At 38.1% G+C, this 26,890-nt stretch carries 29 protein-coding genes; 13 read left to right on the top strand and 16 right to left on the bottom strand.

Annotated elements, in window-relative coordinates:
• Positions 1 to 25 precede the first annotated feature (25 nt).
• A complete protein-coding gene (locus AC0IWT_RS04160) occupies positions 26 to 1,216 on the bottom strand; it encodes an acyl-CoA dehydrogenase family protein (protein WP_471796115.1) in 1,191 nt (396 codons plus the stop codon).
• A 114-nt stretch (positions 1,217 to 1,330) separates the two neighbouring features.
• On the opposite strand from AC0IWT_RS04160, the gene folB reads away from it, so the two are divergent.
• Both folB and AC0IWT_RS04150 read left to right on the top strand, forming a co-directional pair.
• On the top strand, positions 1,331 to 1,699 hold the full coding sequence (gene folB, locus AC0IWT_RS04155) for a dihydroneopterin aldolase (protein WP_056870391.1): 369 nt from the start codon (positions 1,331 to 1,333) through the stop codon (positions 1,697 to 1,699).
• 2 nt (positions 1,700 to 1,701) lie between these two features.
• Entirely contained in the window at positions 1,702 to 3,117 is a 1,416-nt protein-coding gene (locus AC0IWT_RS04150; protein ID WP_471796114.1) for an FAD-binding oxidoreductase, read from the top strand.
• A gap of 63 nt (positions 3,118 to 3,180) precedes the next feature.
• Here AC0IWT_RS04150 and AC0IWT_RS04145 read toward each other — a convergent pair whose 3' ends face one another.
• The gene (locus tag AC0IWT_RS04145; protein ID WP_471796113.1) at positions 3,181 to 3,669 is read right to left on the bottom strand and encodes an acyl-CoA thioesterase; all 489 of its coding nucleotides are present in this window, start codon (positions 3,667 to 3,669) and stop codon (positions 3,181 to 3,183) included.
• 69 nt (positions 3,670 to 3,738) lie between these two features.
• Here AC0IWT_RS04145 and AC0IWT_RS04140 point away from each other — a divergent pair, with 69 nt between their 5' ends.
• On the top strand, positions 3,739 to 4,173 hold the full coding sequence (locus AC0IWT_RS04140; protein ID WP_471796112.1) for an Hsp20/alpha crystallin family protein: 435 nt from the start codon (positions 3,739 to 3,741) through the stop codon (positions 4,171 to 4,173).
• Positions 4,174 to 4,359: 186 nt separating this feature from the next.
• Complete coding sequence (locus AC0IWT_RS04135) at positions 4,360 to 5,676, top strand: nicotinamide mononucleotide adenylyltransferase (RefSeq protein ID WP_471796111.1); 1,317 nt, start codon at positions 4,360 to 4,362, stop codon at positions 5,674 to 5,676.
• Between the two features lie 93 nt (positions 5,677 to 5,769).
• Here AC0IWT_RS04135 and AC0IWT_RS04130 read toward each other — a convergent pair whose 3' ends face one another.
• Both AC0IWT_RS04130 and AC0IWT_RS04125 read right to left on the bottom strand, forming a co-directional pair.
• The gene (locus tag AC0IWT_RS04130; RefSeq protein ID WP_471796110.1) at positions 5,770 to 6,789 is read right to left on the bottom strand and encodes a S66 peptidase family protein; all 1,020 of its coding nucleotides are present in this window, start codon (positions 6,787 to 6,789) and stop codon (positions 5,770 to 5,772) included.
• Between the two features lie 490 nt (positions 6,790 to 7,279).
• Positions 7,280 to 7,441, bottom strand: coding sequence for a hypothetical protein (locus AC0IWT_RS04125; protein ID WP_157274860.1), 162 nt, complete (start codon positions 7,439 to 7,441; stop codon positions 7,280 to 7,282).
• A 323-nt stretch (positions 7,442 to 7,764) separates the two neighbouring features.
• On the opposite strand from AC0IWT_RS04125, the gene AC0IWT_RS04120 reads away from it, so the two are divergent.
• Positions 7,765 to 9,063: a DEAD/DEAH box helicase gene (locus AC0IWT_RS04120; protein ID WP_471796109.1), complete on the top strand. Its 1,299-nt coding sequence runs from the start codon at positions 7,765 to 7,767 to the stop codon at positions 9,061 to 9,063.
• A gap of 83 nt (positions 9,064 to 9,146) precedes the next feature.
• On the opposite strand, the gene AC0IWT_RS04115 is transcribed toward AC0IWT_RS04120, so the two are convergent.
• From AC0IWT_RS04115 to AC0IWT_RS04100, 4 genes are all read right to left on the bottom strand, one after another.
• Complete coding sequence (locus tag AC0IWT_RS04115) at positions 9,147 to 10,430, bottom strand: OmpA family protein (RefSeq protein ID WP_471796108.1); 1,284 nt, start codon at positions 10,428 to 10,430, stop codon at positions 9,147 to 9,149.
• 218 nt (positions 10,431 to 10,648) lie between these two features.
• A complete protein-coding gene (locus AC0IWT_RS04110; RefSeq protein ID WP_471796107.1) occupies positions 10,649 to 11,314 on the bottom strand; it encodes a YdeI/OmpD-associated family protein in 666 nt (221 codons plus the stop codon).
• A gap of 8 nt (positions 11,315 to 11,322) precedes the next feature.
• Positions 11,323 to 11,853, bottom strand: coding sequence for an RNA methyltransferase (locus AC0IWT_RS04105; RefSeq protein ID WP_471796106.1), 531 nt, complete (start codon positions 11,851 to 11,853; stop codon positions 11,323 to 11,325).
• 42 nt (positions 11,854 to 11,895) lie between these two features.
• Positions 11,896 to 13,047 (bottom strand): galactokinase, encoded by a 1,152-nt coding sequence (locus tag AC0IWT_RS04100; RefSeq protein WP_471796105.1) that lies wholly within the window; start codon positions 13,045 to 13,047, stop codon positions 11,896 to 11,898.
• 64 nt (positions 13,048 to 13,111) lie between these two features.
• Here AC0IWT_RS04100 and AC0IWT_RS04095 point away from each other — a divergent pair, with 64 nt between their 5' ends.
• Together AC0IWT_RS04095 and AC0IWT_RS04090 are read left to right on the top strand one after the other, a co-directional pair.
• The gene (locus AC0IWT_RS04095; protein WP_471796104.1) at positions 13,112 to 14,161 is read left to right on the top strand and encodes an aldose epimerase family protein; all 1,050 of its coding nucleotides are present in this window, start codon (positions 13,112 to 13,114) and stop codon (positions 14,159 to 14,161) included.
• A gap of 2 nt (positions 14,162 to 14,163) precedes the next feature.
• Positions 14,164 to 14,559 (top strand): DUF1398 domain-containing protein, encoded by a 396-nt coding sequence (locus tag AC0IWT_RS04090; protein ID WP_471796103.1) that lies wholly within the window; start codon positions 14,164 to 14,166, stop codon positions 14,557 to 14,559.
• 25 nt (positions 14,560 to 14,584) lie between these two features.
• Here AC0IWT_RS04090 and AC0IWT_RS04085 read toward each other — a convergent pair whose 3' ends face one another.
• The 4 genes from AC0IWT_RS04085 to ribD are packed head-to-tail and all read right to left on the bottom strand — an operon-like array spanning position 14,585 to position 17,978.
• Complete coding sequence (locus AC0IWT_RS04085) at positions 14,585 to 15,445, bottom strand: nucleoside phosphorylase (protein ID WP_471796102.1); 861 nt, start codon at positions 15,443 to 15,445, stop codon at positions 14,585 to 14,587.
• Between the two features lie 9 nt (positions 15,446 to 15,454).
• Positions 15,455 to 16,069 (bottom strand): IMPACT family protein, encoded by a 615-nt coding sequence (locus tag AC0IWT_RS04080; RefSeq protein WP_471796101.1) that lies wholly within the window; start codon positions 16,067 to 16,069, stop codon positions 15,455 to 15,457.
• A complete protein-coding gene (locus AC0IWT_RS04075; protein WP_471796100.1) occupies positions 16,059 to 16,925 on the bottom strand; it encodes an EamA family transporter in 867 nt (288 codons plus the stop codon). The genes AC0IWT_RS04080 and AC0IWT_RS04075 overlap by 11 nt, the downstream gene beginning before the upstream one ends.
• Positions 16,926 to 17,978, bottom strand: a complete 1,053-nt coding sequence (gene ribD, locus AC0IWT_RS04070) for a bifunctional diaminohydroxyphosphoribosylaminopyrimidine deaminase/5-amino-6-(5-phosphoribosylamino)uracil reductase RibD (RefSeq protein WP_471796099.1) — start codon at positions 17,976 to 17,978, stop codon at positions 16,926 to 16,928.
• A 62-nt stretch (positions 17,979 to 18,040) separates the two neighbouring features.
• On the opposite strand from ribD, the gene prmC reads away from it, so the two are divergent.
• Positions 18,041 to 18,886 carry a peptide chain release factor N(5)-glutamine methyltransferase gene (prmC, locus tag AC0IWT_RS04065; protein WP_471796098.1) on the top strand — a complete coding sequence of 282 codons (846 nt, stop codon included), beginning with the start codon at positions 18,041 to 18,043 and terminating at the stop codon, positions 18,884 to 18,886.
• Here the strand turns inward: prmC and xerD are convergent.
• A complete protein-coding gene (gene xerD, locus AC0IWT_RS04060) occupies positions 18,883 to 19,782 on the bottom strand; it encodes a site-specific tyrosine recombinase XerD (protein WP_471796097.1) in 900 nt (299 codons plus the stop codon). The two genes, prmC and xerD, sit on opposite strands and share 4 nt — an antisense overlap.
• 111 nt (positions 19,783 to 19,893) lie before the next feature.
• Between xerD and aroQ the strand changes: the two genes are divergently transcribed.
• Together aroQ and AC0IWT_RS04050 are read left to right on the top strand one after the other, a co-directional pair.
• A complete protein-coding gene (aroQ, locus tag AC0IWT_RS04055; protein ID WP_471796096.1) occupies positions 19,894 to 20,313 on the top strand; it encodes a type II 3-dehydroquinate dehydratase in 420 nt (139 codons plus the stop codon).
• Between the two features lie 4 nt (positions 20,314 to 20,317).
• Positions 20,318 to 21,043: a TlpA disulfide reductase family protein gene (locus AC0IWT_RS04050; RefSeq protein WP_471796095.1), complete on the top strand. Its 726-nt coding sequence runs from the start codon at positions 20,318 to 20,320 to the stop codon at positions 21,041 to 21,043.
• Here AC0IWT_RS04050 and AC0IWT_RS04045 read toward each other — a convergent pair.
• Both AC0IWT_RS04045 and AC0IWT_RS04040 read right to left on the bottom strand, forming a co-directional pair.
• On the bottom strand, positions 21,040 to 22,050 hold the full coding sequence (locus tag AC0IWT_RS04045; protein ID WP_471796094.1) for a glycosyltransferase family 2 protein: 1,011 nt from the start codon (positions 22,048 to 22,050) through the stop codon (positions 21,040 to 21,042). The two genes, AC0IWT_RS04050 and AC0IWT_RS04045, sit on opposite strands and share 4 nt — an antisense overlap.
• A 6-nt stretch (positions 22,051 to 22,056) precedes the next feature.
• Positions 22,057 to 22,929 (bottom strand): lysophospholipid acyltransferase family protein, encoded by an 873-nt coding sequence (locus AC0IWT_RS04040; protein WP_471796093.1) that lies wholly within the window; start codon positions 22,927 to 22,929, stop codon positions 22,057 to 22,059.
• 39 nt (positions 22,930 to 22,968) lie between these two features.
• Between AC0IWT_RS04040 and AC0IWT_RS04035 the strand changes: the two genes are divergently transcribed.
• The 3 genes from AC0IWT_RS04035 (at position 22,969) to mgtE (ending at position 26,136) form a co-directional block, all read left to right on the top strand.
• Positions 22,969 to 23,580 carry a WbqC family protein gene (locus tag AC0IWT_RS04035; protein ID WP_471796092.1) on the top strand — a complete coding sequence of 204 codons (612 nt, stop codon included), beginning with the start codon at positions 22,969 to 22,971 and terminating at the stop codon, positions 23,578 to 23,580.
• Positions 23,581 to 23,583: 3 nt separating this feature from the next.
• Positions 23,584 to 24,705: a magnesium/cobalt transporter CorA gene (corA, locus tag AC0IWT_RS04030; protein ID WP_471796091.1), complete on the top strand. Its 1,122-nt coding sequence runs from the start codon at positions 23,584 to 23,586 to the stop codon at positions 24,703 to 24,705.
• 78 nt (positions 24,706 to 24,783) lie between these two features.
• Entirely contained in the window at positions 24,784 to 26,136 is a 1,353-nt protein-coding gene (gene mgtE / locus AC0IWT_RS04025; RefSeq protein WP_056872771.1) for a magnesium transporter, read from the top strand.
• A 55-nt stretch (positions 26,137 to 26,191) separates the two neighbouring features.
• Here the strand turns inward: mgtE and AC0IWT_RS04020 are convergent, their stop codons facing one another.
• Positions 26,192 to 26,602, bottom strand: coding sequence for an organic hydroperoxide resistance protein (locus tag AC0IWT_RS04020; protein ID WP_056872772.1), 411 nt, complete (start codon positions 26,600 to 26,602; stop codon positions 26,192 to 26,194).
• Between the last annotated feature and the right edge of the window lie 288 nt (positions 26,603 to 26,890).

The raw sequence follows: 26,890 nt of genomic DNA, 5'->3' as shown, positions 1-26,890 counted from the left end.
CTATCTTTTTATCATGTAACTATGCTTACTTAAAGGCATTTAAGCCCGTAACATCCATGCCGGTAATCAATAAATGTATATCGTGGGTTCCTTCGTAGGTAACCACAGATTCAAGGTTCATCATATGGCGCATAATTGAATATTCTCCCGTAATGCCCATACCACCGAGCATTTGCCGGGCATTTCTGGCAATGTCGAGCGCAACTTCCACACTGTTTCTTTTTGCCATCGAAATCTGCTCTGCGGTGGCTCGTCCTTCGCTTTTCAAGACGCCTAAGCGCCAAACCAAAAGCTGGGCTTTGGTAATTTCAGTAACCATTTCCGCGAGTTTCTTTTGCTGTAACTGAAAGCCACCAATCGGTTTCCCGAATTGAATTCGTTCTTTTGAATAACGCAACGCTGTATCATAACAATCCATTGCAGCACCCAAAGCGCCCCATGCTATACCATACCTGGCTTGGTTTAAACACCCTAACGGGCCTTTTAAACCACTAATCTCAGGGAAAACATTTTCTTTTGGAATCTCAATATTGTCAAAAACCAATTCCCCGGTAGCGGATGCTCTCAAACTCCATTTGTTGTGAGTTTCTGGCGTTGAAAAGCCAGTCATTCCACGTTCAACAACCATTCCACGTATTTTGCCAGATTCATCTTTCGCCCAAACTACTGCAATATCTGCAAAGGGCGCATTGCTAATCCACATTTTCGCACCGTTTAAAATATAGTGTGAGCCTGCGTCTTTAATATTAGTGACCATCCCGCCTGGATTGGAACCGTGGTCTGGTTCTGTTAAACCGAAGCAACCCATCATTTCACCACTGGCCAGCTTGGGTAAATATTTTTTGCGTTGTTCTTCACTTCCGTATGCGTAAATAGGGTACATAACCAGCGAACCCTGAACAGATGCCGTAGAGCGAATACCAGAATCGCCACGTTCGATTTCCTGCATTAAAATGCCATAGGCGATGTAATCTAATCCTGCACCTCCATATTCAACTGGAATTGTTGGACCAAAAGCGCCGATATCTGCCAATCCTTTTATTAAATGCTTCGGAAATTCTGCCTTTTGAGCGTAGTCTTCAATTACCGGACTTACTTCTTTTTTAACCCATTCTCTTGCCGTTGCACGAATTAATTTGTGCTCATCGGTTAACAATTCATCCAGTAAATAATAGTCTGGCGCCTCGTATAAGTCTTTCTTTGTTGATTTGCTCATTTAATTTCGTGTTATCTGGTTAAGAAAAAGAGTTCATTTCAAAGGTAACAATTTACCGCAAGGGGCATTAAATTCATGAATAAAAATTTAATTTTGCAGCATTACAAAATATAGATGAGTCAATTCAAACAAACTGTAGCCTTAAAAGATGTAAAATGTTTTGCACTACATGGCTATTATCCAGAAGAGCAATTGATAGGAAATCACTTTGTTGTCGATTTAGAAACGGAGTTTACGCCACAGGCTTTTGACGATCAACTTGCAAAAACTGTAAACTATGAACATCTGAACACTATTGTACAGGACGAGATGAAAAACACACAAAAACTATTGGAAACAGTTTTGAATAATATAATTTCGAAAGTTATTGCACTTTACCCTTTTGTAGATCATGTTACCGTAAGCCTGAAAAAGCTAAACCCGCCAATGCCAGGGCAAGTTGGGCATTCTTTTGTGAAACTATCTTATACTTCAGCCAAATAAAAATGAACTTTACCAAGATTACGCCAGATATTTTAGCAGAAATTAAGTTAGCCATAGGCGAAGAAAATGTGTTTACAGATGCAGAAAGCTTAGATAGTTATAGTCACGACGAAACGGAAGATTTACGTTATCAGCCAGAAATTGTGGTAAAACCAGTATCGCCGGAAGACATTTCTGCAATACTGAAAATTTGTAATGCGCATCACGTTCCTGTTACGCCACGCGGTGGTGGTACAGGCTTAAGCGGCGCCGCATTACCGATATATGGTGGCGTTTCACTTTCTATGGAGCGTTTCAAAGCAATCATAGATATCGACACCGAAAACCTGCAGGCCACGGTTGAACCTGGGGTGATTACTGAAGAGTTTATCAATGCCGTTGGCGAAAAAGGCTTACTTTATCCGGTTGATCCAAGCAGTAAAGGCTCTTGTTTTATCGGCGGCAATGTTGCCCATGGTTCTGGCGGACCTAGAGTTGTGAAGTACGGAACAATTCGTGAGTATATTTTAAATCTCGAGGTTGTTCTGCCAAATGGCGAAATCATTTGGACTGGTGCAAACACATTGAAATATGCTTCCGGATATAATTTGACTCAATTGATGATTGGCTCTGAAGGCACGTTGGGTGTTGTCACTAAAATTGTAACTAAACTATTGCCGAAACCAAGTCAGTCGGTTTTGATGATGGGTTCTTTTAATACAAATGAGGATGCCTGCGCAGCGGTTTCAGCAATTTTTAGAGCAGGAGTAACACCATCTGCGCTGGAATTTATGGAGCGGAAAGGGGTAGAGTGGGTAATACAATTCGATGATATAAAATTTGATTTGAAAGATGATGTAGCCGCCCTGCTCATGATTGAATTTGATGGTGATGATTTAGATGATATTTTCAAAAACTGTGAAAAAACCAATCTCGTTTTAGAAGAACATAAATGTACTGAAGTTTTGTTCGCAGATACTGCAGCACAGAAAGAAGAGCTCTGGAGAATGAGAAGAACGATGGCTGAATCTGTTAAATCAAACTCTGTTTACAAAGAAGAAGATACAGTTGTGCCGCGTGCTGCTTTGCCAAAGCTAATAAATGGAATAAAACAAATTGGTGGCAGGTATGGGTTTGAAAGTGTTTGTTATGGACACGCAGGTGATGGAAATCTTCATGTAAATATTATTAAGGCTGGAATGAGTGATGAAGACTGGAAAGACAAACTCAAATTTGGAATTGCCGAGATTTTCGAACTGACTACAGCGTTAGGCGGCACTTTATCCGGGGAGCATGGAATTGGGTTAGTACAAAAGGAATTTATGCCAATTAAATACTCTAAAATTCATTTGAACCTGATGCGGGGTATCAAAAATGTTTTCGACCCAAATGGGATACTAAATCCAGGCAAGATAATGCCAGACGCTGTAAACATTTAAAAATAGCCATCACTTTATAGAAATGTCGGTTTTTTAATAACCGGCTTAAAATTTAATAACGGCTTACTGAGCCAGTTGTTCAAAACCAAGCATCTTCTGCTTTTCCGCTTCCGGGACAGCCGTTGGCCGGTTTGTTGCGTAATCCACCGCAATGCAGACGGTTTTTCCTTTGCTGCAAATTACTTCTTCTGCACCTTTTATTTTTACAATCTGGTACTCCAAATCGAAACTTGTATTGCCAATTCTCGAGGTTTTTACATGCACTGCAATTTTATCATTCATCACAATAGGTAAAATATAATCCAGTTCAGCGTGGGCAATTACAATACCGGTCTTTTTCCAGTCCCATTTTACAATCTCCTCCCAATATTTGGATCTGGCAATTTCCAGGTATGTAAAGTAAACCGAATTGTTAACATGGCCCATCATATCAAAATCCATAAAACGGGTATGAATATTGGTTTTATAGTTGAATTGCGCTGAAAATTCTCGAACATCTGCCAATTTGTCTTTAGGTTTAGTTATATTTTGCCATAATGTCTTAAATATCATAATAATTCGGTTTGGTATGTAAGTTGAATAAGGATTAATATCAATTAGAAAAAATAAAAAATTAGAGATATGACACTTGTAAATTTTAACAACAGAACCCGTAACACAGCCCCTTACTTTAACAATGTTTTCGATTCATTGTTTAGCGATGCAGTAACTAAAAACAAAATGGTTGACAAATCGCCAAACGTAAACATTTATGAAAATGAAACTTCATTTGTTATCGAGTTAGCTGCCCCAGGGTTGAAAAAAGAAGATTTTCAAATCAACTTGAAAAAAGACATGCTCTCTGTTTGGGCAGAAGTTAAGAAAGATGAAGCACAGGTTGCGAAAGATTTTACACGTAAAGAATTTGACTACAGTTCTTTTGCCCGTTCATTTAACTTACCAGAAACAGCTGATGGCGATAAAATTACTGCTGAATATAAAGACGGCATATTGAGCATTAACATCAATAAAAAAGACGATGCGAAATTACAACACAAAGAAATTGTTGTATCGTAATAAAAGTATTCTCGAAAGAGGGTTTTTCATAATAGTTTAAGTTTAGGTTTTATAAGGTTAACGCTGGATAGCGTTAACCTTATTTTGTTTTAGGCTGTATGGGGTTTGCAACCGCTCACGTTAAATCATAACTAAACAAATAACCAATGATGCGATTGAACTAATGATTTTTACTATTTTTGCGCCATGGAGAGAGAAATTTTGGATACAAAACGTAAAGCCCTTAAGATAAATCTTGACCCAAGAATTTACGGCACTTTTGCTGAAATTGGAGCGGGGCAGGAGGTGTCAAGAAACTTTTTCAACGCCGGTGCAGCATCTGGAACGGTCGCTAAAACGATGTCGGCTTACGATATGACTTTCAGTGATGCGATTTACGGAGCAGAATCAAATGGGCGTTATGTATCTCAAAACAGGCTTTTGCAAATGCTCGACCACGAGTTCGGTCTTTTAAATGAGCGTTTGTCTGGCGAGAAATACGAAAGCAGAACTTTCTTCGCATTTGCCGATACCGTAACTACTCTAAATTATAAACGTACCAACGAGCCACACGGCTGGGTTGGAATTCGTTTTCAGAACGAGCCGGGAGGTTTACCAAACGAAATATTTTTTCACGTTCGCTTGCTTGATACAGATGTGAACATGCAGCAGCGTGTACTGGGCATTATAGGTGTAAATTTGCTATACGCGGCGTTTTACCATTATCGCGATCCGAAATTGATGGTCGAATCTTTAGCAGACAACTTAACCATCGGTTCGGTAGAAATAGACCTGATTTCAGTTAAAGGCCCCGCATTTCCCGACGTTGATAATATTCTTCTTAATCTTTATATGATTATGAAGGATTTTTCTGCTGCTGCAATTTTTGATTCAGATGCGCATCCCAGACAGGCAAAAGACTTATTGTATAAAAAGGACATAATGATTTTAAGGACCAAATACGGACAAAAATCGTTACCAAACTTTAATTTATTTAATAAGGCGACCGACCAGTTCAAACGTACAAACAAAGTTGAAGATGGAAATCTGGCGGTGATGATTGAGGTTTTATTAACAAATGTTTTAACCGACGACCAGGAAACACCCGATGATATTGACTTGGAAGCGGTTGCGAGACGTGCGCAGGAAATGTGTGATACGGGAAACATTGTAATCGTTTCAAATTTTACCCGCCATAACCGTTTGGCAAAATACTTAGCACGTTGTAAACCAAAAAGTGTTGGCTTGGCTACGAATATCAACAATTTGAAGTTCGTATTTAATTCAACAAACTTTAAGGGTGAGAATTATTCGGGTCAGTTGCTGAGTTACGTTAACGACATGTTTAACACAAATGTGCGCCTGTTTGCTTATCCTTTTTTAGATAAAAAAACCAACGAAGTGATTACCACCGGTAATATGCCGGTTACGCCAGAGGCAAAACCACTATTCGATTTCCTTCTCGTAAATGGCTACATTACTGACATTGAAGATTATGCAGACGATGAAGTGAAAACGGTTTAGCGTTTGATAATTGCGAAAGGTTAAAAAGACGTCCTTCTTCCAGCGTAATAGGCTTTTTTCTGCTGTTATACGGAAATTAACTGGTTATTCAAATTAAAGACTGTTGAGCGTAGAAATGCTTTGCCTTACATCTAAGGCATGGCTTACACCAGACTTGAGGGCAAAATTATTGCGTTGATGGCCGACCGGAAAATCAAACGCTACTGGATAATCGTACTCTTTTACTTTTTCCAAAACTATCTCATAAATGGTTTTACCAAACTCCTCGCCAACATCATCTGGTTTAACTTTGAAACCCCCAACTATTAAACCCCGTATAGCTTTCAGTTTACCACTGCGCTTCAAATTCCAAAGCATTCTATCTATGCTGTAAAGGTATTCGCCAGTGTCCTCAATAAAAAGGATTTTATTTTTGGTGTCCAGGTCAGACTCACTTCCAGCAAGTGTTTCTATAATGCTTAGATTACCGCCAACAAGTATTCCAACGGCTTTTCCCGGTTTGTTATTAACATTAGCAGGAGCATTGTAGCGCATGGCCTCGCCAGTTAAGGCATTTTTTATTGATAAGATGGTTTCGATTTGAATGGGTTCAGCCTTTGCCCAATCATCCGGAAAACTGTTACACATTTTAGAATGAATTGAAGCAATGCCGTATTTTTTTGCAAGGTGGCAATGCAAAACGGTGACGTCGCTAAAGCCAATAATCCACTTTGGATTTCGTTTGAACATCGAGAAGTCGATTTTATCAATTATCCGTACGAAACCATAACCACCCCTGGCGCACATTATCGCACCAACCGCTGGGTCATCAATCATCTGCTGGAAATCGGCCAGCCTTTCTTCATCAGTTCCACCATAAGTAAAATCACGTTTGCCAATACTGCCGCCAATTTTAACTTGAAAACCCCAACTTTGCATTTGCAACACGGCTGGCTGGATTTGTTCCAGGGTAATGTAACCTGCAGGACTGGTTATTCCAATTGTGTCGCCAGGCTTTAAATAAGGAGGAATTTTAAATGCCGGTAACTCATTGTCGTTTTTCGAAAACGCTTTAAATGCAGGTAGGAGTGTTGCTGAAGCAATTATTGAAGAAAGGAAATATTTTCTGTTCATCTAACTTAAAGATGTGTGTTTTGAACGGCTAATATAAGCTTTAAAAATATTGTGTAAAAGAAAAGGGATTTATATCCATAAATCCCTTTTTTAAACCAAACAAATTAATCTGTAAAAGATTAGTATAATGTGAATTGTATAAATAACCTACAAGTTGAAAAAATGTTTTAAGATTTTTTATTTTTTTATTTCTTGCAAGTTGAATGCTTTTTAAAAGGACGATGATAACACAGAAATGTTGGTCAAACACAATTACTTTACCCGCGAACCAGGTTTGAGTCAAGCATGAAAGTCGATTAAAATAAAAGGTTATCCATCGCGGATAACCTTTGCTAACAACAAAACAAATATAAGATAACCAAATCTTGCCTGATTGAGCAGAATCAGGATTAAGTGCTAACAAATCACTTTGCGGCCTAGTAATGGATTCGAACCATTATATAAAGTCAAAGGAGACTTCAACCTCCCAATCGGTCAACTGGCCTTGCTTTCAAACAGGTTTCAGATTTAGAAATGCGCTCAAATCATCTAGCTCTGCTTTCATTATTAAAGTTTCAACTTCGGCTTGTTCAGCATCAATTTTCCTTTTATCAAACTTATTATCGATGTTTGGATAATCACTTATGGTAAAATATTGAACCTCGACCGACATGTTAATTGTTTTTGAGCAAAACCTATTTTTATAAATTAATAACTGAACAAATATATTTATTAATATACAAAGTCTATAGGAACTATAGTATTTATTTTGAAAAGTCTGTTAACTGGCTATCTTACAGAAGTTTAATTTCTTCAAACTAATTTTCAATGTGCTGTAATCAATATTAAACGATAATGATTCGTATTAAAGCGTGTAGTTGTTGTGTTGGTTAAATTTTTTCAGGTTTGATCGCTGTCTATCTACACCATCAATTCAATGCCTTAAAAGCTAATTATTTTCAGGATATTTGCATTTTCAAATTAAAAGAGATAGGCGTGTCATTAGATAAATTAAAACTGAGTAAACCACTTGTTGCAGCCATGACGGATGCAGGATTCTTAACTCCAAAGGAAATCCAGCTTAAAACCATGTCTCGAATTTTGGGTGGCCAGGATATTATAGCAGTAGGGCCAGAGGGAGCAGGGAAAACGACAACTTACGTTTTAGCTACGTTAATGAAGTTGAAATATGCTTTTGAAGAAGCGCCGAGAGCATTAATATTAGTTCCTGATGCCGAACACGTAGACCATGTGTTGGAGCAGTTTAAATTATTGAATCGCAACAATACGTTCAGAATTTTAGGAATTGATAGCCGGGGAGCTGTGGATGCACAAATGAATGAGATTACCGATGGTTGCGATATTATTGTAGCAGTACCGGATAGGGCACGTGCATTATACCTGAAACTTGCGCTGAATACAAATAAAATTCAGTTATTTATTGTAGATAACGCGGAACTTATCGTTAAAAAAGGCTTGCAGTTACCAGTTGTTGAGTTAGCAAATAGTGCTTACAAAAGTCAGCATGTTGTTTTTACGGAGGTTATGCATGAGAAACTGAATCATATGATTTCACCTTTTATGAAAGATTCGGCGACGACGATTGAGGTAGATGACATCGGCGAAAAACAAGCAGAGGTTTATCCGCAGATGCTTTATCAGGTACCAAATTTTAGAACTAAGCTAAATCTTTTGACCATATTGCTAAACGATGCCGAGTTTTTTGATAAGGTTATCGTTTTTGTAAATACAAGACTTACCGCTCAAACCGTATATAAAAATTTCAATCATCCAAAAGAAGGCGAAATCAACATTTACCGTTCTTTATTTTTCGATGATAAAGGTTATGATGATATTGAAGACTTCAAAGCAAACGAAAATGCAAGGGTTCTCATCGTTGCAAACGAAAATTTAGGAGAGCTGGATATTAGCGGTATACCGTTTATTCTTCATTTGGAAGTGCCAGAGCAGAAGGAAACACTTATTCAGCGAATCGTTAAAAATGGCGATGATGAAGTAATTGCCATCACTTTTTCTACCGACATTGAATTGATTGAGGTGAAGAAAATTGAACAGGCTATCGGACAAAGAATGGACGTAATGGAACTGCCCGAAGATTTGAAAGTTGTTGATGCTGCCGCTAAACCAAAAAAGAAGAAAAAAGAAGACGAGGAAGATAACGCAGACCGTGGTGCTGCTTTTCACGAAAAGAAGGCCAGTAATTTAAAGAACTACAATTATAGCGCTGGCACGAAAGCCAAAATGACTTATAAAAACAAAAAAGGGTTGTCTTAATTAAGCAATCTTCTTTTAGAAATACTGTAACACAAAAAAGCCCCAACTAAAATCGGGGCTTTTTGCGTTATAACTAATCTCGACTAGAATAAAGTGAATTCTACACGACGGTTAGCCTGACGTCCGGATGCACTTTTGTTAGTTGCAATTGGTTGGTCTGGACCGTAACCAGTTGCTTCGATTCTTGATGCATTAGCACCTTGAGAAACCAAATAAGCTTTTACTGATTCTGCTCTGTCTTTAGATAAACGAAGGTTTAATTCTCTACCACCAGTGTTATCAGTGTGGCCAGCTAATTTTAAGCTAAAGTTTTTCTCCATTAATAATGTAGCAACTCTGTTTAAAGTAGCATAAGATTTAGAACGGATAGTTGATTTACCTAAATCGAATTCTAAGTTCGAAATCGCATCTCTAACAACTTTACGGTCAGCTTCAGTAATTACTGTAGTTTCTTTAATTACTTTAGTAGTTGGTGCCGCTAATGGACAACCAGAACCGTCTACAACTGTACCAGATGGTGTTCCAGGGCATTTGTCAAATTTATTTGCAACGCCGTCGTTATCATCATCAGCTAAATCTTTTGCATATTGTTCTCTGTCTCTTGCTGCATTTTGTTCTGCAGTAGATAATGCTCTTCTTAATTCAGCACTTTCTTCTGCACTTTGTTTACGTAAGTCAGCCACTGCGCTGTAGTTTTGCAACTGTGATTCTTCTTTGTTTCCAAGTGCGAATTCTAAACCTGCGTGAGCATAAGAGAACCTGCTTTCGTTATATGCACTTTTGACAGTTGGCGAAGATTTGATAAAATTGATGTCGTAACCGAAATCTAAATTAATTCCTTTTGATACACCTAATTTAAATCCAACACCTGTTGGGATAAACCAGCCTTCTCTTCCTTCAAATACCTGAGTTGTTCCAAGTTGTGAATCTGAAGACATGTAACCAGCACCAGCTTTAACATATGGAATTAATACTGCATTCTGCGTGTTTAAACTGAAATTTGCAATGTTTAAAACTGCGGTTAATGAACCCGACCAAGAGATGCTGTTCTTTTGTTCTAAGTTTCCCAGTGCGTTAGCTGTTTTAAGTTCACCACGTAAAAAATCTGCCTGTAAACCTAAAGCTGGTAAAATTTGTTTTTTGATAAAAGCACCATAACCAATGCTTTTAAATTCTCTCGCATCTACGCTTCCACCACCTAAAAATGTGTTTTGACTAAGTATGCCCCCGTGAGCACCAATGCTCCATGTTCTTAGTGATTGTTTTCCGAATCTGCTTGTTGTCGTTGGCGTTTCCTGCGCAAATAATTGGGATGATAGTCCTAATAAAGCAACCAACATTGTTGATTTTGTAATTCTCGATTTCATGTTTTCTTATTTTGTAATTGTAATCATAAACAGGCTTTTGATAATACTGTTTTGACTCCGCTAAGAAAAAATCTTGCCAATTAAGTCATTTAAGACTCAAGTAGCATCAAATCAGAAGCTTACGAATAATAGAAATATTTCAGAAATGTTACTTAAGACATTTGTTTGACAGAAATTTCGTATACTATTGCCTACAGAATTGAAAAAGGTATAAGAATCTAGGCTTTTTGAGATGGATTTTTTTTCTGGTTTGACAACATATCCACGGCTTTTTCAATCCTTATCGCTCTAGTTTTCTCTTGCCTGGCAGTCAGAATCCATAAAACATATTCTTTTTTGTTGGAATATGATAAGCTTTCAAAATACTCCAAGGCGCTTTGTTTTTGTAGCAATGCTGAAAGCAGGCTTTCCGGGAGCTTCACAACTTTACGTTCCACATCAATATATTGCGAGAAATCATTTTGTTTGATGTGGTCATTTCTCAGGCCCGAGGGCTTCATTGCAGAAATAAATTTAAGGCGTAGTGCAGTCCATGTCTCATTTACTGAAGCCGAGGCGCAGGGACTTAAGTCGAACTTCGCCAATTCGTCCCAGGTTTTCATCAAATCTAAATCAGATGCTATTTTTGACGATTTCTTCGGCGTAAAAATCCAAAAAATTGTTTTATCATTTATCCAAGGTAATTCATTTTGGATTTGCCTTTCGAGCTGAACTTTAGATGTGCTGAAAGCAATTAATGCATCAAACCGATTTACATCTTCAAAAATAAGCTGAATGTTTTGGGGTACTTCATCAAAAATCGAAGCCGAATTTTCGGGGGCATCAATAATTTTAATGATGAATCCTGGCTTTATATGTAGTTTTTTGAAAAGTAGATTTTCCATTTGAATTTTTAAAGCCTCAATTTGGAAAAAAAATCCCAAAAAACGATGCCGGCAGAAATGGTAATGTTGAAAGAGTGTTTAGTTCCAAACTGTGGAATTTCAATGCATTCATCAATTTTTGCCATCACTTCATCGCTAACACCATCCACTTCATTACCAAAAACCAACGCATACTTTTTGCTTTTATCAGGTGTAAAGTTATTTAGCATGGTGCTATGCTCAGCTTGCTCAATTGCAATAATTTCGTAGCCCAAAGCACGCAGGGCAGTTACAGCGGTCACAGTATCTACAAAATGAATCCAATCAACAGATTGTGTAGCACCCAAAGCGGTTTTTTCAATTTCTCTATGCGGGGGCTGGGCGGTTATGCCACAAAGCACTACTTTTTCGAGCGCAAAGCCATCTGCAGTTCTAAAAACAGAACCAACATTATGCATACTCCTAACGTTATCGAGTACAACTACGACCGGTAATTTTTCCTGCGATTTGAATTCTTCAACATCCGGTCGGTTTAACTCATCTAATTTTAATTTTCTCATTTCAAAAACGATTTCTGCCAGCAAGCGAAATCAATATTAATGTTATAATTTAACCGGACCGTTACCGATTTCACTCACATAAATTTCGGCTGGGTAACCAATTTTCCCAACGTAAAAATCAGTAAGATGTTTAGCGAAATCTTCTTCAAAACCTTTTTCTAATAATGCAATAGCGCAACCTCCAAAACCTGCACCAGTCATTCTCGCACCAATAACATGGTCATAATCTTTACAAAAATCTACAACGGCATCTAATTCTTTGCCACTAACTTCATAAAGTTCTCGTAAAGACTGGTGTGATGCGTACATCAATCGGCCGAACTCCTGTAATTCTCCAGCGTTTAGCGCCTTTGAAGCAAGGTGAACCCGGTCGTTTTCTTTAACAACATGGGTGGCCCTGTCCAAAATTGTTTTATCCTCAATTAAATGACTGTGCAAAGCGAATTTTTCTGCCGTAAGCTCGCACAGGTTGTTTAATTTAATCTCTTCATTAAGATGCCTTAAAGCCGTTTGGCATTCCTCAACACGTTCATTGTATTTAGAATCGGCCAACTCACGGGGTTTCTTTGTATTAATAATTGCAAGCACATAATTGCCCAGGTTAACGTCGACCATTTTGTACTTCAACGATTCGCAGTCTAAAACTATGGCTTTGTCCTTTTCTCCAAAGGCGACAGCAAACTGATCCATAATGCCAGAGTTGAGGCCGATAAAATCATTTTCAACACGTTTTGCAATCTTCACTAGCTCAAGATTATCATAACCAAGATTTAGATAATCATTTATCGCATAAGCGGTTGCAATTTCTATTGAGGCAGAAGACGATAAGCCGGAGCCAATGGGAATGTTTCCAAAATAGAGAAAATCCAAACCTGGAATATGCTTCCCATCTTTTATAAATTCGTTAATTACACCAATGGGATAATTCGCCCACAAACTGCCATTTTTTTCGTGGCTTTTATTACTTTCAACCTCAGTTTTAGCTTCAAAATTTAAACTCTTAAACCTGAATTTTCTATCTGCATTTGGGGCAATGGCAACCCAGGTTCCTAAAGTTATTGCACACGGCATTACTAAACCGCCGTTGTAATCTATATGTTCGCCGATTAAGTTAACCCGGCCCGGTGTAAAATAAACTGCATCAGGATTCTTACGGTACTGCTCGGCAAATTTTTCCTCAAGTTTAATCTTCATTTGGTTGAAAATATTTAAATAATGGTATGTTTGTTTAGGAAACAAAAGCCCTAAGTTACAATTTATGAGCGTTCAGCAAATACCTACAGGAAAAATTATTAATGGTGAAGAAGTTATTGCTATAGAACTTACCAATAGCAAAGGCACATACATTCAACTATTTAATTACGGTGCGATAATAAATAAATTTATTGTTAAAAATGCTAAAGATGAGTTGCAGGATATCGTTTTAGGATTTGAGGATGTAACGCAATATCTTGATGAAGAATATCTGATAAACAACCCACATATTGGTGCAGTTATCGGGAGATATGCCAATCGTATTAAGGATGGAAAATTTAGTATTGATGATGAGCATTATCAGCTAGTTAAAAACACCGGAACGGATTCACTTCACGGCGGAGATATCGGTTTTGATAAGAAGGTTTGGGATATTGTAGAAATTGGTGATGAAGGTCAGTCTTTTGTAACACTAGAATATGAAAGTGTTGATGGGGAAGAAGGATTTCCTGGTAACCTGATTATTGATTTAACTTTTGAGCTTACTGAAAATGATGAACTCATTTTAACCTACGAAGGCGAAACGGATAAAGCTACGGCTATAAACTTAACCCATCATGGCTATTTCAATTTAGCGCCAAACGGAGGAAACGTTGGTAAACATATACAACAAATATTTGCTTCGGCCTATTTAGAACAAGACGAAAATTATTGCGTAACGGGAAAGGTAATTCCGGTCAAGAATACACCACTCGACTTTACTCAGCCTAAAACATTCGAACAGGACTGGAATCCATCAGAAGGTTATGACCAGACCTTTGTACTGGATAAAATTTATGGCGACTTATCATTAGCTGCGAAAACTTTTGAGGAGGAAAGCGGTTTAACTTTAAGTATATACACAACAGAGCCCGTTGCACATTTGTACACTTCAAAATATTTGAGGGCAAAAAATGGTAAAGATGGAAGATATTATGGTGCATTCGATGCATTTTGCATAGAGACCCAACACCATCCAAATGCAGTTAACATTGACGAGTTTCCATCTACAATTTTGCGTCCTGATGAATTATATACACAGACAACAATTTTTAAAATCTCAGTAAATAAATAGTTATGTTCACCATCGAAGAAATTGAAGCAGCCGAATCCAAAATAAAAAGTGGAGCTGATTTTCCTAAATTTATTGAAGAAATTAAAAAGCTTGGTGTGGTCCGGAACGACGTATATGTTGCTAACGGATTATCGGTTTACTTCGATGAAAGTGATCATCCCGTTCAGGCAAGCCCGGATGAATACCCAGAATTAATAATCAATAGTGAGGCATCAGCTGAAAAACTTAAGCATGCTTTGCAGGTCCACCAAAACGGGGATTCAGATTACTTTGCCTTTTGCAGGCAAGCCGCTGATGCAGGTGTAGAGAAGTGGGTAACCGATTTAAAAGCAATGACTTGTAGTTACCTGGACACAGCGCAAAACGAACTTGTTCAGGAGAAAATTCCTGAAGTTTAGTGCTGTCGAATCCCAAAAATTTAATTTAAAGTGTTTCCAAAACCATTTTAATTGCTTTTTCAACAATTTTATCTGGCTCATTGCTGAATTCGAATTTAACCCTGCTTGCTAAAATCGCATTTACTGAGAGTGCATTGTGACCCAATACCTTTGCCAACGCATATATCCCGGCAGTTTCCATCTCAAGATTGGTAATCTGGTTTTGATTGCTTTTAAAAGTGCCAATCATGCTTACAAAATTTGGTATAGCGGTTTTAGCACGAACCTGGCGGCCTTGCGGTGCATAAAAGCCCGGCGCCGTTACGGTAATTCCCTTGGCCATATTTTTTCCTACGGTATTTAATAGGTTGCTGCTTGCCGCTGTTAAGTAGGGATTAATATTTTTAAACTGGGCAAAATGACCTTTGATATCATCCAGCAGAATGCGCTCATCGCCAGACAGCTCATGTACATAATAGTTCATCAAAGCATCCAAACCTAAACCGTATGATGAAGCTAAAATTGTCCCCATCGGTATATCTGGCTGTACTGCCCCGGAAGTACCAACACGGATGATATTTAAGGATGTTAGATTTTTCTTCACAGTTCTGGTTGGAAAATCGATATTGACCAGGGCATCGAGTTCATTAAAAACAATATCGATATTGTCGGTTCCAATACCTGTGGAGAGTACTGTTACGCGTTTTCTTCCCACAAAACCCGTGTGTGTAATAAATTCACGCTTGCCTTTTTTAAGTTCTAAACTATCGAAATGTTTGCTTACTTCGCCAACGCGATCCGGGTCGCCAACGGTAATAATTGTTTCAGCTACATCTCCGGGAAGTAGGTTCAGGTGGTAAATACTGCCATCTGGATTAATAATTAAATCACTTTCGGCTATTTTCATATTCGGTTATTATGTAGTGCGAAGGTAGGCTAATCTGACTTCTTCGATTTTATCAAACTTAGCTAAAACCTGATTAAGTTGCGCTTTCCGTACTTCAAATTTTATAATGCATTTAATGTCGAAATTTTGCTCCAACACTTCAAGCTGCTCATCTTTCACCAATTTCATAACATCGTTCATCTGTTGGTAATCGAATTGAATTTCATAAACATCATTTACCGTTCTGGAAACGATTGACGAGGCTTTAAGTGCCTCTAGTGTAGCACTTTTATAGGCGTTAATTAAACCCGGCACGCCGAGGAGCGTTCCACCAAAGTAGCGCACAACTACAATCAAAATATTTGTTAAATCCTCAGATAAAAGACAGTTTAAAATGGGCCGACCGGCAGTGCCTGATGGTTCTCCATCATCATTAATTCTGAAAACTGATCGGTCTGGCGTTAAACGATAAGCGTAGCAAAAATGCCCTGCTTTATTATGTTCTGATCTTAAAACCGCTATAATTGGTTTCACCTCATGTTCATCACGAATAGGATAAGCATATGCGATGAATTTACTTCCCTTATCACGGAATATACCTTCTGCAGGCCCTTCAATCGTTCTGTAAGCATCATCAAATAACATAAATCTGGGATAGTGTAATCAAAATAACGGCACATATTGCCAGTACAATTCCAAAGTAGTTAAGTTTTGATAACCTTTCTTTAAATACTACGATTCCAATAATAGTTCCAACAAGGATTACGCCCAGATTCATGGCTGCAAACACCGTAGATGGATTGGTTGCAAATGCTTTATGTGCTTTTAAGTAAAACAAGATATTACCGAAGTTAAATAGTCCTAATATTAAACCGCAAACCACGTTAACGAGCTGCAGCTTTGTTTTCTGGCGGATTACCATTTTTATCACTATCACTAAAGACACCAAAAAAGCTAAGCAAAAAACAATAAACAACGAAGTTGTGTAGGGGAGTTCTTTATGCAGCGCAATTTGCTTAAAAAGCACGTCGATTACTCCGAAACCAAAGAAGACAATCATTGGAAAGACCCAATTTTTTAAATTTGACTCACTGTCAGTTTTTCTTAGAAAGGTTAATACAATGGCTGGGAAGCCAACAGCAAGGCCGATAAATTTTAGCTGATTAAAATCTTCTTTAAAAATGAAATAAGCTGCCAAAATGGGAATAAATAGAGAAAGGCGTTGGGCGATATCGGTTTTAACAATCCCAAGCCTTTTCACCGAAGCCGCGAGAAATAAAAATATCGTGGGCAATAAAACGGCCAGCCCTAAATATATAGGCCAGGGTGAAGCTGCAGTTATTACATTGAGGTCTGGTTTAAAAAAGAGGAAACACAACAGCAATGCAGTTAAATAATTAACGGTAACTGCCTGTATTATATTAATTTGATATCGCTTGGCAAGCTTAAGTAGCACGGCTACGGTTACACTGCAAATAATACTTAAAACAATGTAAATCATTTAGTTTGATAAATTATGATAAAGTGAAAGTTTATCCGTGCCCACTTGTATTTCTTCCGCTAAGTTACCATTTACTACAGGGGAAGCAATTCCTTCGGTCCAGCTATTTTTCGAAGTAAAAATCCTGGCCTCATCCCACAAATTTGCTGTCAAAAACTGATTTATAATATTGGCACCACCTTCAATAATTACTGATTGTATATCCATCAAATACAGTTGAAAAGCAATTTTTTGAGGCAGGTAAAACTGCATATCTTCCATTTGTATATAGTGTACATTTCCTAAAACATCTGTTTTGATGTGATTGAAGATTATTGTTTTTGCTTCATCATTAAAGATATGATTGTTTAAAGGAACCTCAAGATTTTTATCAATAACTAGTCTAACCGGGTTCTTTCCTGGCCACTCTCTTGCTGTTAGCTGAGGATTATCCATTATCGCAGTCTGTTTTCCAACCAAAATGGCATCTTCTTCTGTCCGCCATTTGTGCGCAAGCCTTTTTGCTAGGCCACCGCTAATCCATTTTTGATGGCCGTCCAGAGTAGCAAAATAGCCATTCGCGGTTTGTGCCCATTTTAAAATAATAAACGGTCTTTGCTTTTGAATTCTGGTAAAAAAGCGCCGGTTAAAATGTTTGCATTCATCATCCAAGATACCACTGCGCACCTCTATGCCCGCATTTTTAAGTTTCTCAATTCCTTTACCGTCAACGCCCGAAAAAGGATCGCGGTTTCCAATAACCACTTTTTTAAGTTGATGTTTTACAAACAAATCTGCGCATGGAGGAGTCTTGCCGAAGTGTGCACAAGGTTCCAGATTTACATAAGCAGTGGCTTTTTTAAGTAAAGATTCGGCTTCTAATCCATAGTTATCGAACACAGACTTCACTGCGTTTGGTTCTGCATGGGCTTCGCCAAATTTCTGGTGATAGCCTTCTCCAATAATCTTGTCATCGGCCACAATTACACAGCCAACCATCGGGTTAGGACTTACATTCCCGATAGCTGAGGCCGCCAATTCTAAACAGCGTTTAATGTAAAATTCATCGCTCATTAGCGCAAAAGTAGTTAAATTATGACAAGTATAGTTGCACCAAATTATTACTTTTGCATTCGATGAACATTAAAGAGCTAGAACAAGAATTTATACAGAATTTAAGTCAATTGTACGGTCCCGATGAAGCTAAATCAATTTTTTACCTCTCCGCTTCGAACATCCTAAAACTAAATTACAGCGAGTTAATTATAAAAAAGGATAAGCCATTATCAGATAATGATTCGGCTTCTCTCTTAAAAATTTTAGCTGACTTAAAAACCAGTAAACCCGTTCAGCAAGTACTAGGCGAAACCCTTTTTTATAACTTAACGTTTAAGGTGAACGAGCATGTTTTAATTCCGAGGCCAGAAACCGAAGAGCTGACCTATTGGATTATTAAAGAGATTCGAGATAAAAAACATTCGCTACTTGACATTGGCACTGGCTCTGGATGCATCCCTGTAAGCATCAAGAAGAACTTGCCTTCTCTTGACGTATCCGCTTTGGACATCTCCGCAGACGCCCTACAAGTGGCTAAGGCTAACGCAATTTTAAACGCTGTAGAAATTAATTTTATAGAAGCCGATATTCTTGCGTTTTCAGGTGGCGAGAAGTATGATGTTATTGTGAGCAATCCACCCTACATTCGTGAATCTGAAAAAGGGGATATGCATGAGAATGTTTTGGCACATGAACCTCATTTGGCGTTGTTTGTAGATGACGAAAACCCCTTAATCTTTTATAAGGCTATCGCGGAGTTTGCGACTAAAAATTTAAATCCTGATGGCTATTTATTTTTCGAAATCAACGAGAATTTATGGTCCGAAACACTTGAGGTACTAATAGATAAAAGGTTTAAAAACATTGAATTAAGAAAAGACATGCAGGGAAAGGATAGAATGATTATGGCTAGAACAAATCCTTAAGAACGGGGATGAAACTGAGTTACAACCTCTCGCAGATAGTCGCGGTCCAGGTGTGTATAAATTTCAGTTGTAGTAATACTCGAGTGTCCTAGCATTTCCTGAACAGCCCGCAAATCTGCACCGCCTTCTATCAAGTGTGTTGCAAAGGAGTGGCGCAGGGTATGTGGACTAATGGTTTTATGGATTCCAGATTGAACTGCCAGGCTTTTAATCAAATTAAAAATTGTGATCCTTGACAGTTTGGCGCCAAAACGATTTAGAAAAATAAAATCCTCGTTTCCCTTTTTTATTTTTACATGCACCCTGATTTGATGTAAGTAAATATCTAAAAGCTTCAAAGCAACGCTACCAATCGGAATAATACGTTCTTTATTCCCTTTTCCAATCACTTTAATAAACTCTATTTGTGGATAGAGGTTCGAAATTTTTAGTTCTGTTAACTCTGTAACACGTAAGCCGCAGCCATACAAAACCTCTATAATGGCTTTGTTTCGCATCCCTTCGGGTTTTGAAGCGTCAATCGAATCAATTAAACTATTTATTTCGTTAATATTAAGTGTATCCGGAAGTTTCCTAACGAGTTTTGGTGCTTCCGTGAGCGCCATAGGATCTACAACGATAATTTCCTCCAGCATTAAATAAGAGAAGAAAGCCTTTAAGCCTGAGATAATTCTGGCCTGGGTGCTTCCCAACATGCCGAGGTTGTTTAGCCAACTTATAAATGCTTTAATGTCAGTCGCCGAAATTTCACTTACATTAGGTGCTGCATCAATAGATTTGAAATATTGACTCAGTTTGTCAATATCATTAAGATATGCCTGTACGGAGTTCCCGGAAAGTGAGCGTTCCAACTTTAAATAAGCCTTAAATCCTTTTGTATATGATGGCCAAAGCATGTTTTTAATTAATTTTTTTTTTATAACATTGCAATGTTACAAATTTAACGCTACAAGACATCAAGTTCTGAGGATTTTTTGGACCCGGCGTTTTAGCAAAACCAATTAACGATGAGAATTCAAATAATAAACGGACCAAACCTAAATCTTCTGGGTGTTCGAGAACCTTCGATTTATGGAAACACGAGCATTGAAGATTATATTGCAGAACTGAAAGAGATTTACAGCATTGTTGACATCGACTATTTTCAGAGCAATGTTGAGGGAGAATTAATTAATAAGCTTCATGAAGTGGGATTTAGTTATGATGGCATAATTTTGAATGCAGGCGGCTACACACATACATCAGTTGCTATTGCAGATGCAATTGCCGCAATAAAAACGCCGGTAGTGGAAGTGCATATTTCGAATATTTACGCCCGCGAAGAATACAGGCATGTTTCTTTAACAGGGAAAAACTGCCAGGGGGTTTTAACGGGATTCGGCATGAATGGCTACAGATTAGCCTTGGAAAGTTTACTGATAAAATAACAAAATGATAAAGGCATCACTCTCAATTATACTCCTGATGATTTCATTGATTGCAGGAGCACAAACTGTTAACAATCAAAACAAAAAGCCGGTATTAAATGAACAGTCTGTAGTGCGAGGCGAAGATGGGCAGGTTTGCCCGGCAAGCATTTGGAAAAAACTGGTACAGACAGGAAAATATGCAATAAAATCACGGAATACGAGCACTGAAACTGGTCAGCCTGAATGGGTTGTTTATGAATTAACTGCTGAACATGCAAAGGCAATCTTGGAAAAAATGGCTAAACCGAGGCAAAGTGAATCCTTTGTTGCAGGCGAAAAATTTCAGGGCTTCAGAACTTCAGACATTAATGGAAATAAGTTTGACCTTAGAAACACCGTTGGAAAAGTGATCGTTCTGAATTTTTGGTTCATCAATTGTCCTCCCTGCAAAACCGAAATTCCCGACCTGAATAGGCTGACTGAAACATATAAAGATAAAGACGTTATTTTCCTCGCCGTAGCGCTCGACCCAAAATACGACTTGAAAGATTTCTTAAAAACAAATCCATTTAGTTACAATATTATTGATAGCGGGCGCTTTATTGCAGATAAATATGGCGTAAAAGGGTATCCAACTCATGTTGTTATCGATAAAACGGGCATAATAAAATTTAGCACCTTGGGACTAGCGCCAAACACGATTGCCTGGATCCAAAAATCTATATATGAATCGCTGGCTGTGAATTAAAGATCGGAGAAGAATTTTATTTTCCTGATAAAAAATGCCCAGACCACACTTTTTTTGTAAACTCCGGTATGTTCATTGTATGGCTTTTGAAACAGCTTCCTCTTTGTTGCGGTTCTGGCTATATCTTTAACAAAATGCCAGTGACCTTTAGTTACGGCAAGCGTAAATTTTGGCTTACCTGAAAGCAGGAAATGCCACCAGGCGATAAAATCAATACACATTCTTATAGCAATCCTGAAAACTGCATCGCCAACCGGGAGGTTTTTCTGCATAATTATCAGGTTGTTTCTGAAGTTAAGGTAGGTTTTAAAAGGATTTTCGGTTTGAAGTGTGCCACCACCAACATGAAATACCTCTGCAGTAGGACAAAAAACCACCTTATAATTCAGGTTTTTTAATCTCCAGCACAGGTCTATCTCCTCCATGTGCGCAAAAAGGTCGGCATCTAATCCGCCGGTTTCCTTCCAATACCTGCTTTTTATAAAAAATGCAGCACCACTTGCCCAAAAAATTTCTTTCACTTCATCGTACTGTCCCCGGTCTTGCTCATAAACGTTAAACAATCGCCCGCGGCAAAAAGGGAAGGCATAAATATCTAAAAAACCGCCTGCGGCACCAGCATATTCAAATTGGTCCTTATCCAGTTGCCACTTAATTTTTGGTTGAGCCGCAGCAATTTTATCATCGCTTTCCATTAACTCAATTACCGGACTAATCCAATTCGGCGTTACCTCAACGTCTGAGTTTAACAGCACAAAGTAATCAGCATGTACGCGTTCTAAAATCTTATTGTATCCACCCGCAAAGCCCAGGTTTTTTTCATTTTTTAAAATTGTAACCGTGGGGAAGTTTGTTTCGATAAACGCTAAAGAATCATCTGTAGAGCCATTATCGCCGACAACAATTTGGAGGTTGTCATATTCAGACTTCAAAACTCCGGGCAAAAACTGTTCGAGAAAAGATTTTCCGTTCCAGTTTAAAATTACAACCGCTACTGATGGGTTCATTTATAGTTATTCAGGTTTAAATTTCCAGCGTTTGTGGCTCCAAAGCCAATACTGTGGTTTCTCTTTAATTATATCTTCTAAAAAACGAAAGTGCAAATTAGTTATTTCTCCATCAACTGTGTTTGCCGGATTTAAGCACATTGGCAAAACTTCTACGTTGTAGTAACCCATTTTAACGGCCGTTACTTTAAAATAATAAATTGGCCTGTTAGTAGATTTGGCGATTTTTTCTACCCCCAGCAAAGCTGCTGTTGGCTGGTTTAAGAAATTAAGGAAATACTTACTTTCTTCCCTTACCGGCGATTGGTCGCTGGCAAAGCACAATAAACTAGGCTCATTTTTATACGTGGCCATACAGCGCAAAGTCTGCCTCATGGCCACAAAAACATTCCCGAACCTTGTACGCATTTTATTAAACCAGTTTTCGAAAACCTTATTATTTATCGGCTTGAAAATTACAATCGTTTTTGCCGATATGTTTAAGCCCAGAGCCAACGTGCCTAATTCCCAGTTACCATAATGGCCGGTACATGCAAGCACGCTGGCGCCGTTTTCAAAATGTGCTTCCAGTTGCTCTAAACCAGAAAATTTTACTCGCTTTAAAACAGTAGCTTTTGATATTGTTGTTAATTCTATGATTTCGAAAATTAATTCGGCAAGAAACTTGAAGTACTGTTTTTGGATACGAATGATTTCGGCTGCAGATTTTTGGGGAAACGAATTACTTAGGTTGGTGCCAACAACTTTTTTTCGGTAACGGATTACATAATAAAGAAGATAATATAGTAATCTTGCAAAAACATACAACACCGGAAGGGGTAGTAGCGATATCAGGCATAAAAAAAACACGCCCACATGCGCAATCCCTCTTTTAATCATTAATTTTAAAACGTTTGAACTACAAACATATATTTTCAAATGCAAAATACTGCTATACTTCCATTATTTTATCTTCCTCCTGTTAGCTACTTTACTAAATTACAGCAACTTAATCCTGGTTTTTTGTTAGAAAAATACGAGCATTTCCCTAAACAAACCTATCGAAACAGGGCAAGCATATATTCGCCAAACGGGAAATTAGACATTACCATCCCAGTTGTTAGAGGTTCTAAAATGCGTACCGCAATGAAAGATGTTAAAATAAGCTACGATTTTAACTGGCAGCGCCTGCACTGGATGAGCCTTGAAAGTTGTTACCGCAGCTCTGCATATTTTGAATTTTACGAAGATGAATTATTGCCGTTTTACACGAAAAAATATGAGTTTCTTTTCGATTATAATCTTGAGCTTCTGCAATGGTTAACGAAAAAACTAAAACTTGATGTAGAATACAAATTCACCAGCGAGTATCAAGATCAGTTACCACCATCAATGAACTTTCGGGAGATGATTAGTCCGAAGAAAAGTGACGATCTTGTAAACAATAAGCCATATTATCAGGTTTTTGAAGATAAACATCAATTTTTACCTAATTTGAGTATCGTAGATCTACTATTTAATCAAGGCCCGCAAGCCCGGTTATACCTATAAAAAATGGCTAAAAACAAACCTCGTAACCGTCATAAACATTATAAAGTGCCTGAACCTGGCACCAGTCCGGGTTTATATTCGATTGACGAGAACGCCTTACAACCAAAAATCACATTTCATACCTATAACGAGAAGAGTTATAAAAAGGAGGAAATCGACAACATCAACAACATTGATAAGCTCACTGAAAATGCTGATTTTTTTTATTGGTTTGACATTAAGGGTTTGGCAGACCCGGCAATATTCGAAACGTTATACTCCAAATTAAATGTAAGCAGGCTTGTGCTTGAAGACATAACGAGCTCCTATCAGCGACCAAAATTAGACGAGTATGATAATGACAAATACGTGTTCGCAGTTAGCCGCCATCTATATTTAAATGACGATAAACAATTATGCAATGAGCAGATATCTTTTATCCTGACCTCAAAATTTTTAATTTCCTTTCAGGAAAATTATGAAGATTGTTTTAATCCGGTAAGGAAGCGCTTGGAAATTGGTAAAGGCAATATTAGAATTGGCGGCCCGAGTTACCTTATGTATGCCATAATGGATGTTATTGTGGATAACTACTTTACACTATTAAATCACTGGGGCGAGGAATTGGATTCTATTGAAGACCGTTTGTTCGACAACCCCGATAAAAGGATAATGTACGATACCCAGGCGATAAAACGCTCGCTAATTACAATCAGAAAGGTTGCTTGGCCAGAGCGGGATAAACTTAACGACATTTTAAGAAGTGATAGTGATTTAATTAACAGCGTTACAAAAACTTATATTAAAGATGCCTATGATCACTGCATTCAAATTATTGATTTTATCGAATCATTAAAGGAGATAGCTTCGGCCAACATTGATATGAATCTTTCCATCATCAGTAACCGAATGAATGAGATAATGAAGGTGCTCACCATCATTTCATCAATTTTTATTCCTTTAACCTTCATAGCCGGAATTTACGGTATGAACTTTAGCAGGGAAGACCCTATAACCGGCAAGGTTTTGCCCGCCAACATGCCCGAACTGTACGCTCCACATGGTTACGTTTATACCTGGATTGTAATGGGCATCATCGCGGTAATTCAGGTAATATACTTTTGGCGACGAGGCTGGTTCAAATAACAGATCCAACGGAAATCAAAAACGAAAATTTAATATTAAAATCGCTTTAGATTTGCTATTTTAGAAGCTTTCAGCAACATGCAATCATCATTCGAAATAGATAAAAGCGACGTACTAAAGGTTAAAAATGCGATTTTAGCCGGAGATGAGACTTTAAAAATAGTTTTAGCGGATTACCACGCCTCAGAAATCGCGATTTTATTCGAACGGTTAGATAAAACCGAGCAGCAGCACATCATTAATTTACTGCCTGCAGAACTTGCGTCAGAAATTATTTCTGAGATGGATGAAGAATCGCACCCTGAAGACCTGCTGTTTCAGCTCCATCCAGATAAACGTACAGAAATTGTTGAAGAGCTTGATTACGATGATGCCACAGATATCATCTCCCAACTAGAAGATCACGAACAGAAAGAGATTCTGAACGAGCTGAATGAGGAAGATGCGTCGAATATCAGGAACCTGTTAACGTACGACGAGAAAACGGCAGGTGGCTTGATGAACACCGATCTAATTTGCGTTAACATCAACCTCACAAAAAAAGATGCGATCGATGAAATCATCCGTCAGAGCGAAGAGATGGAAGAATTTTATACCATCTATGTAGTTGACGATGCTGAAATTTTTAAAGGCATTGTTTCTCTAAAAGATATTATTAAAGCCAGGCATAATGCCCAAATTACCGAGTTGGTAAAGGTTGATGCTGTTTATGTACACCCAAACACCGACCAGGAGGAAGTTGCCAGCCTGATTTCACAATATAATCTAACGAGTATACCGGTAATTGATGAGCATCAAAAATTACTCGGCAGGGTAACCTTCGATGATGTAATTGATGTGATGCAGGCAGAAAGCACGGAAGATATTTTGAAAATTTCCGGTGTATCAGAAGATGAAGAATTAAGCGGTAACTGGGTTGAGGCAGTTAAATCACGTTTACCCTGGTTAATCATTAATCTGGGAACAGCGTTTTTAGCCTCATCGGTTGTTCGTTATTTCGACCCGACTATTAAATTGATTCCGTCTTTAGCTGCCTACATGACGATTATTGCCGGAATGGGTGGGAATGCCGCTACACAAGCGCTGGCCGTAACCGTTAGGCGGATTTCGCTTTACGATTTGACCGATAAGCAAGCTTACAGAACGGTTTTGAAAGAGTTTACTGTTGGGCTGATTAACGGCGCCGCCAATGGACTTATTGTATTTATTTTTGCATTCTTATTTGATGGAAACCCGATGCTTGGTCTGGTAATTTTTCTGGCTATGACAGGAAATCTCGTCATTGCTGGTATAACTGGTGCAGGTATTCCTTTAATTTTAAAGAGGGTAGGTATCGACCCGGCAATTGCTTCATCAATTATAATTACCACCTTTACCGATGTTTTTGGCTTTCTTTTAATCTTAGGTTTAGCAAGCAAACTGTTACTTTAAAGTTATTTTAAGCGCAAAAAAAAAGCGACCTAAGTCGCTCTTTTTTTTTAACAGTTTAAACTGCTGTTATTCTTACTTCAATATTTCCTCGTGTAGCCTTAGAATATGGACATGCCTTGTGCGCCTTCTCTGCAAGCGTTTGTGCTTCTTCATGCGAAATACCAGGAATGTGAACATCTAAGTCTGCCGATAAAACATATGCATTTCCATCTTTATTAAAAGACACCAACACATTTACATTTGCTTCGCTCACGTCTACGCCTTCGCGTTCTGCGATTGAACCTAATGCACCCAAATAGCACGGGCCCCATGCGGCTGCAAATAATTGTTCTGGATTTGTAGCACCACCTTGTCCGCCCAATTCTTTAGGTTTTCTAACTTCAAAATCTAACTGGCCATCGCCGGATTTAATGTGTCCGTCTCGGCCTCCGGTAGCTGTAACTTCAGCTGTATATAGCTTTTCCATAATTATTTTATTGAGTATAGGTAACAAGAATAAGCCCTCATTGTTTCATTTGCTCACTCCAGGCAAGTATAGCAAGCTTAAAAGGAAAGCAATTTCGTGTAAAAATTCCCTCTGCGAAATTTTGACTTAGACAACTTCAAATCAACTCAATCATTATTAAGATACTGATAAAGAATAAATTACGATAACCTATAATCAGAACCGAAAAGAGCTCAGTCACAACCTATGGCTCTTTGTGTAATAATTAGCCAAGCGCATATTGAAACGGCGGTTTAAGTATGGGAAAAT

The sequence above is a fragment of the Pedobacter sp. AC464 genome (genome assembly GCF_979253075.1).
The sequence above is the reverse complement of the archived record's forward strand: the minus strand, read 5'-3'. Positions and strand labels throughout refer to the sequence as shown.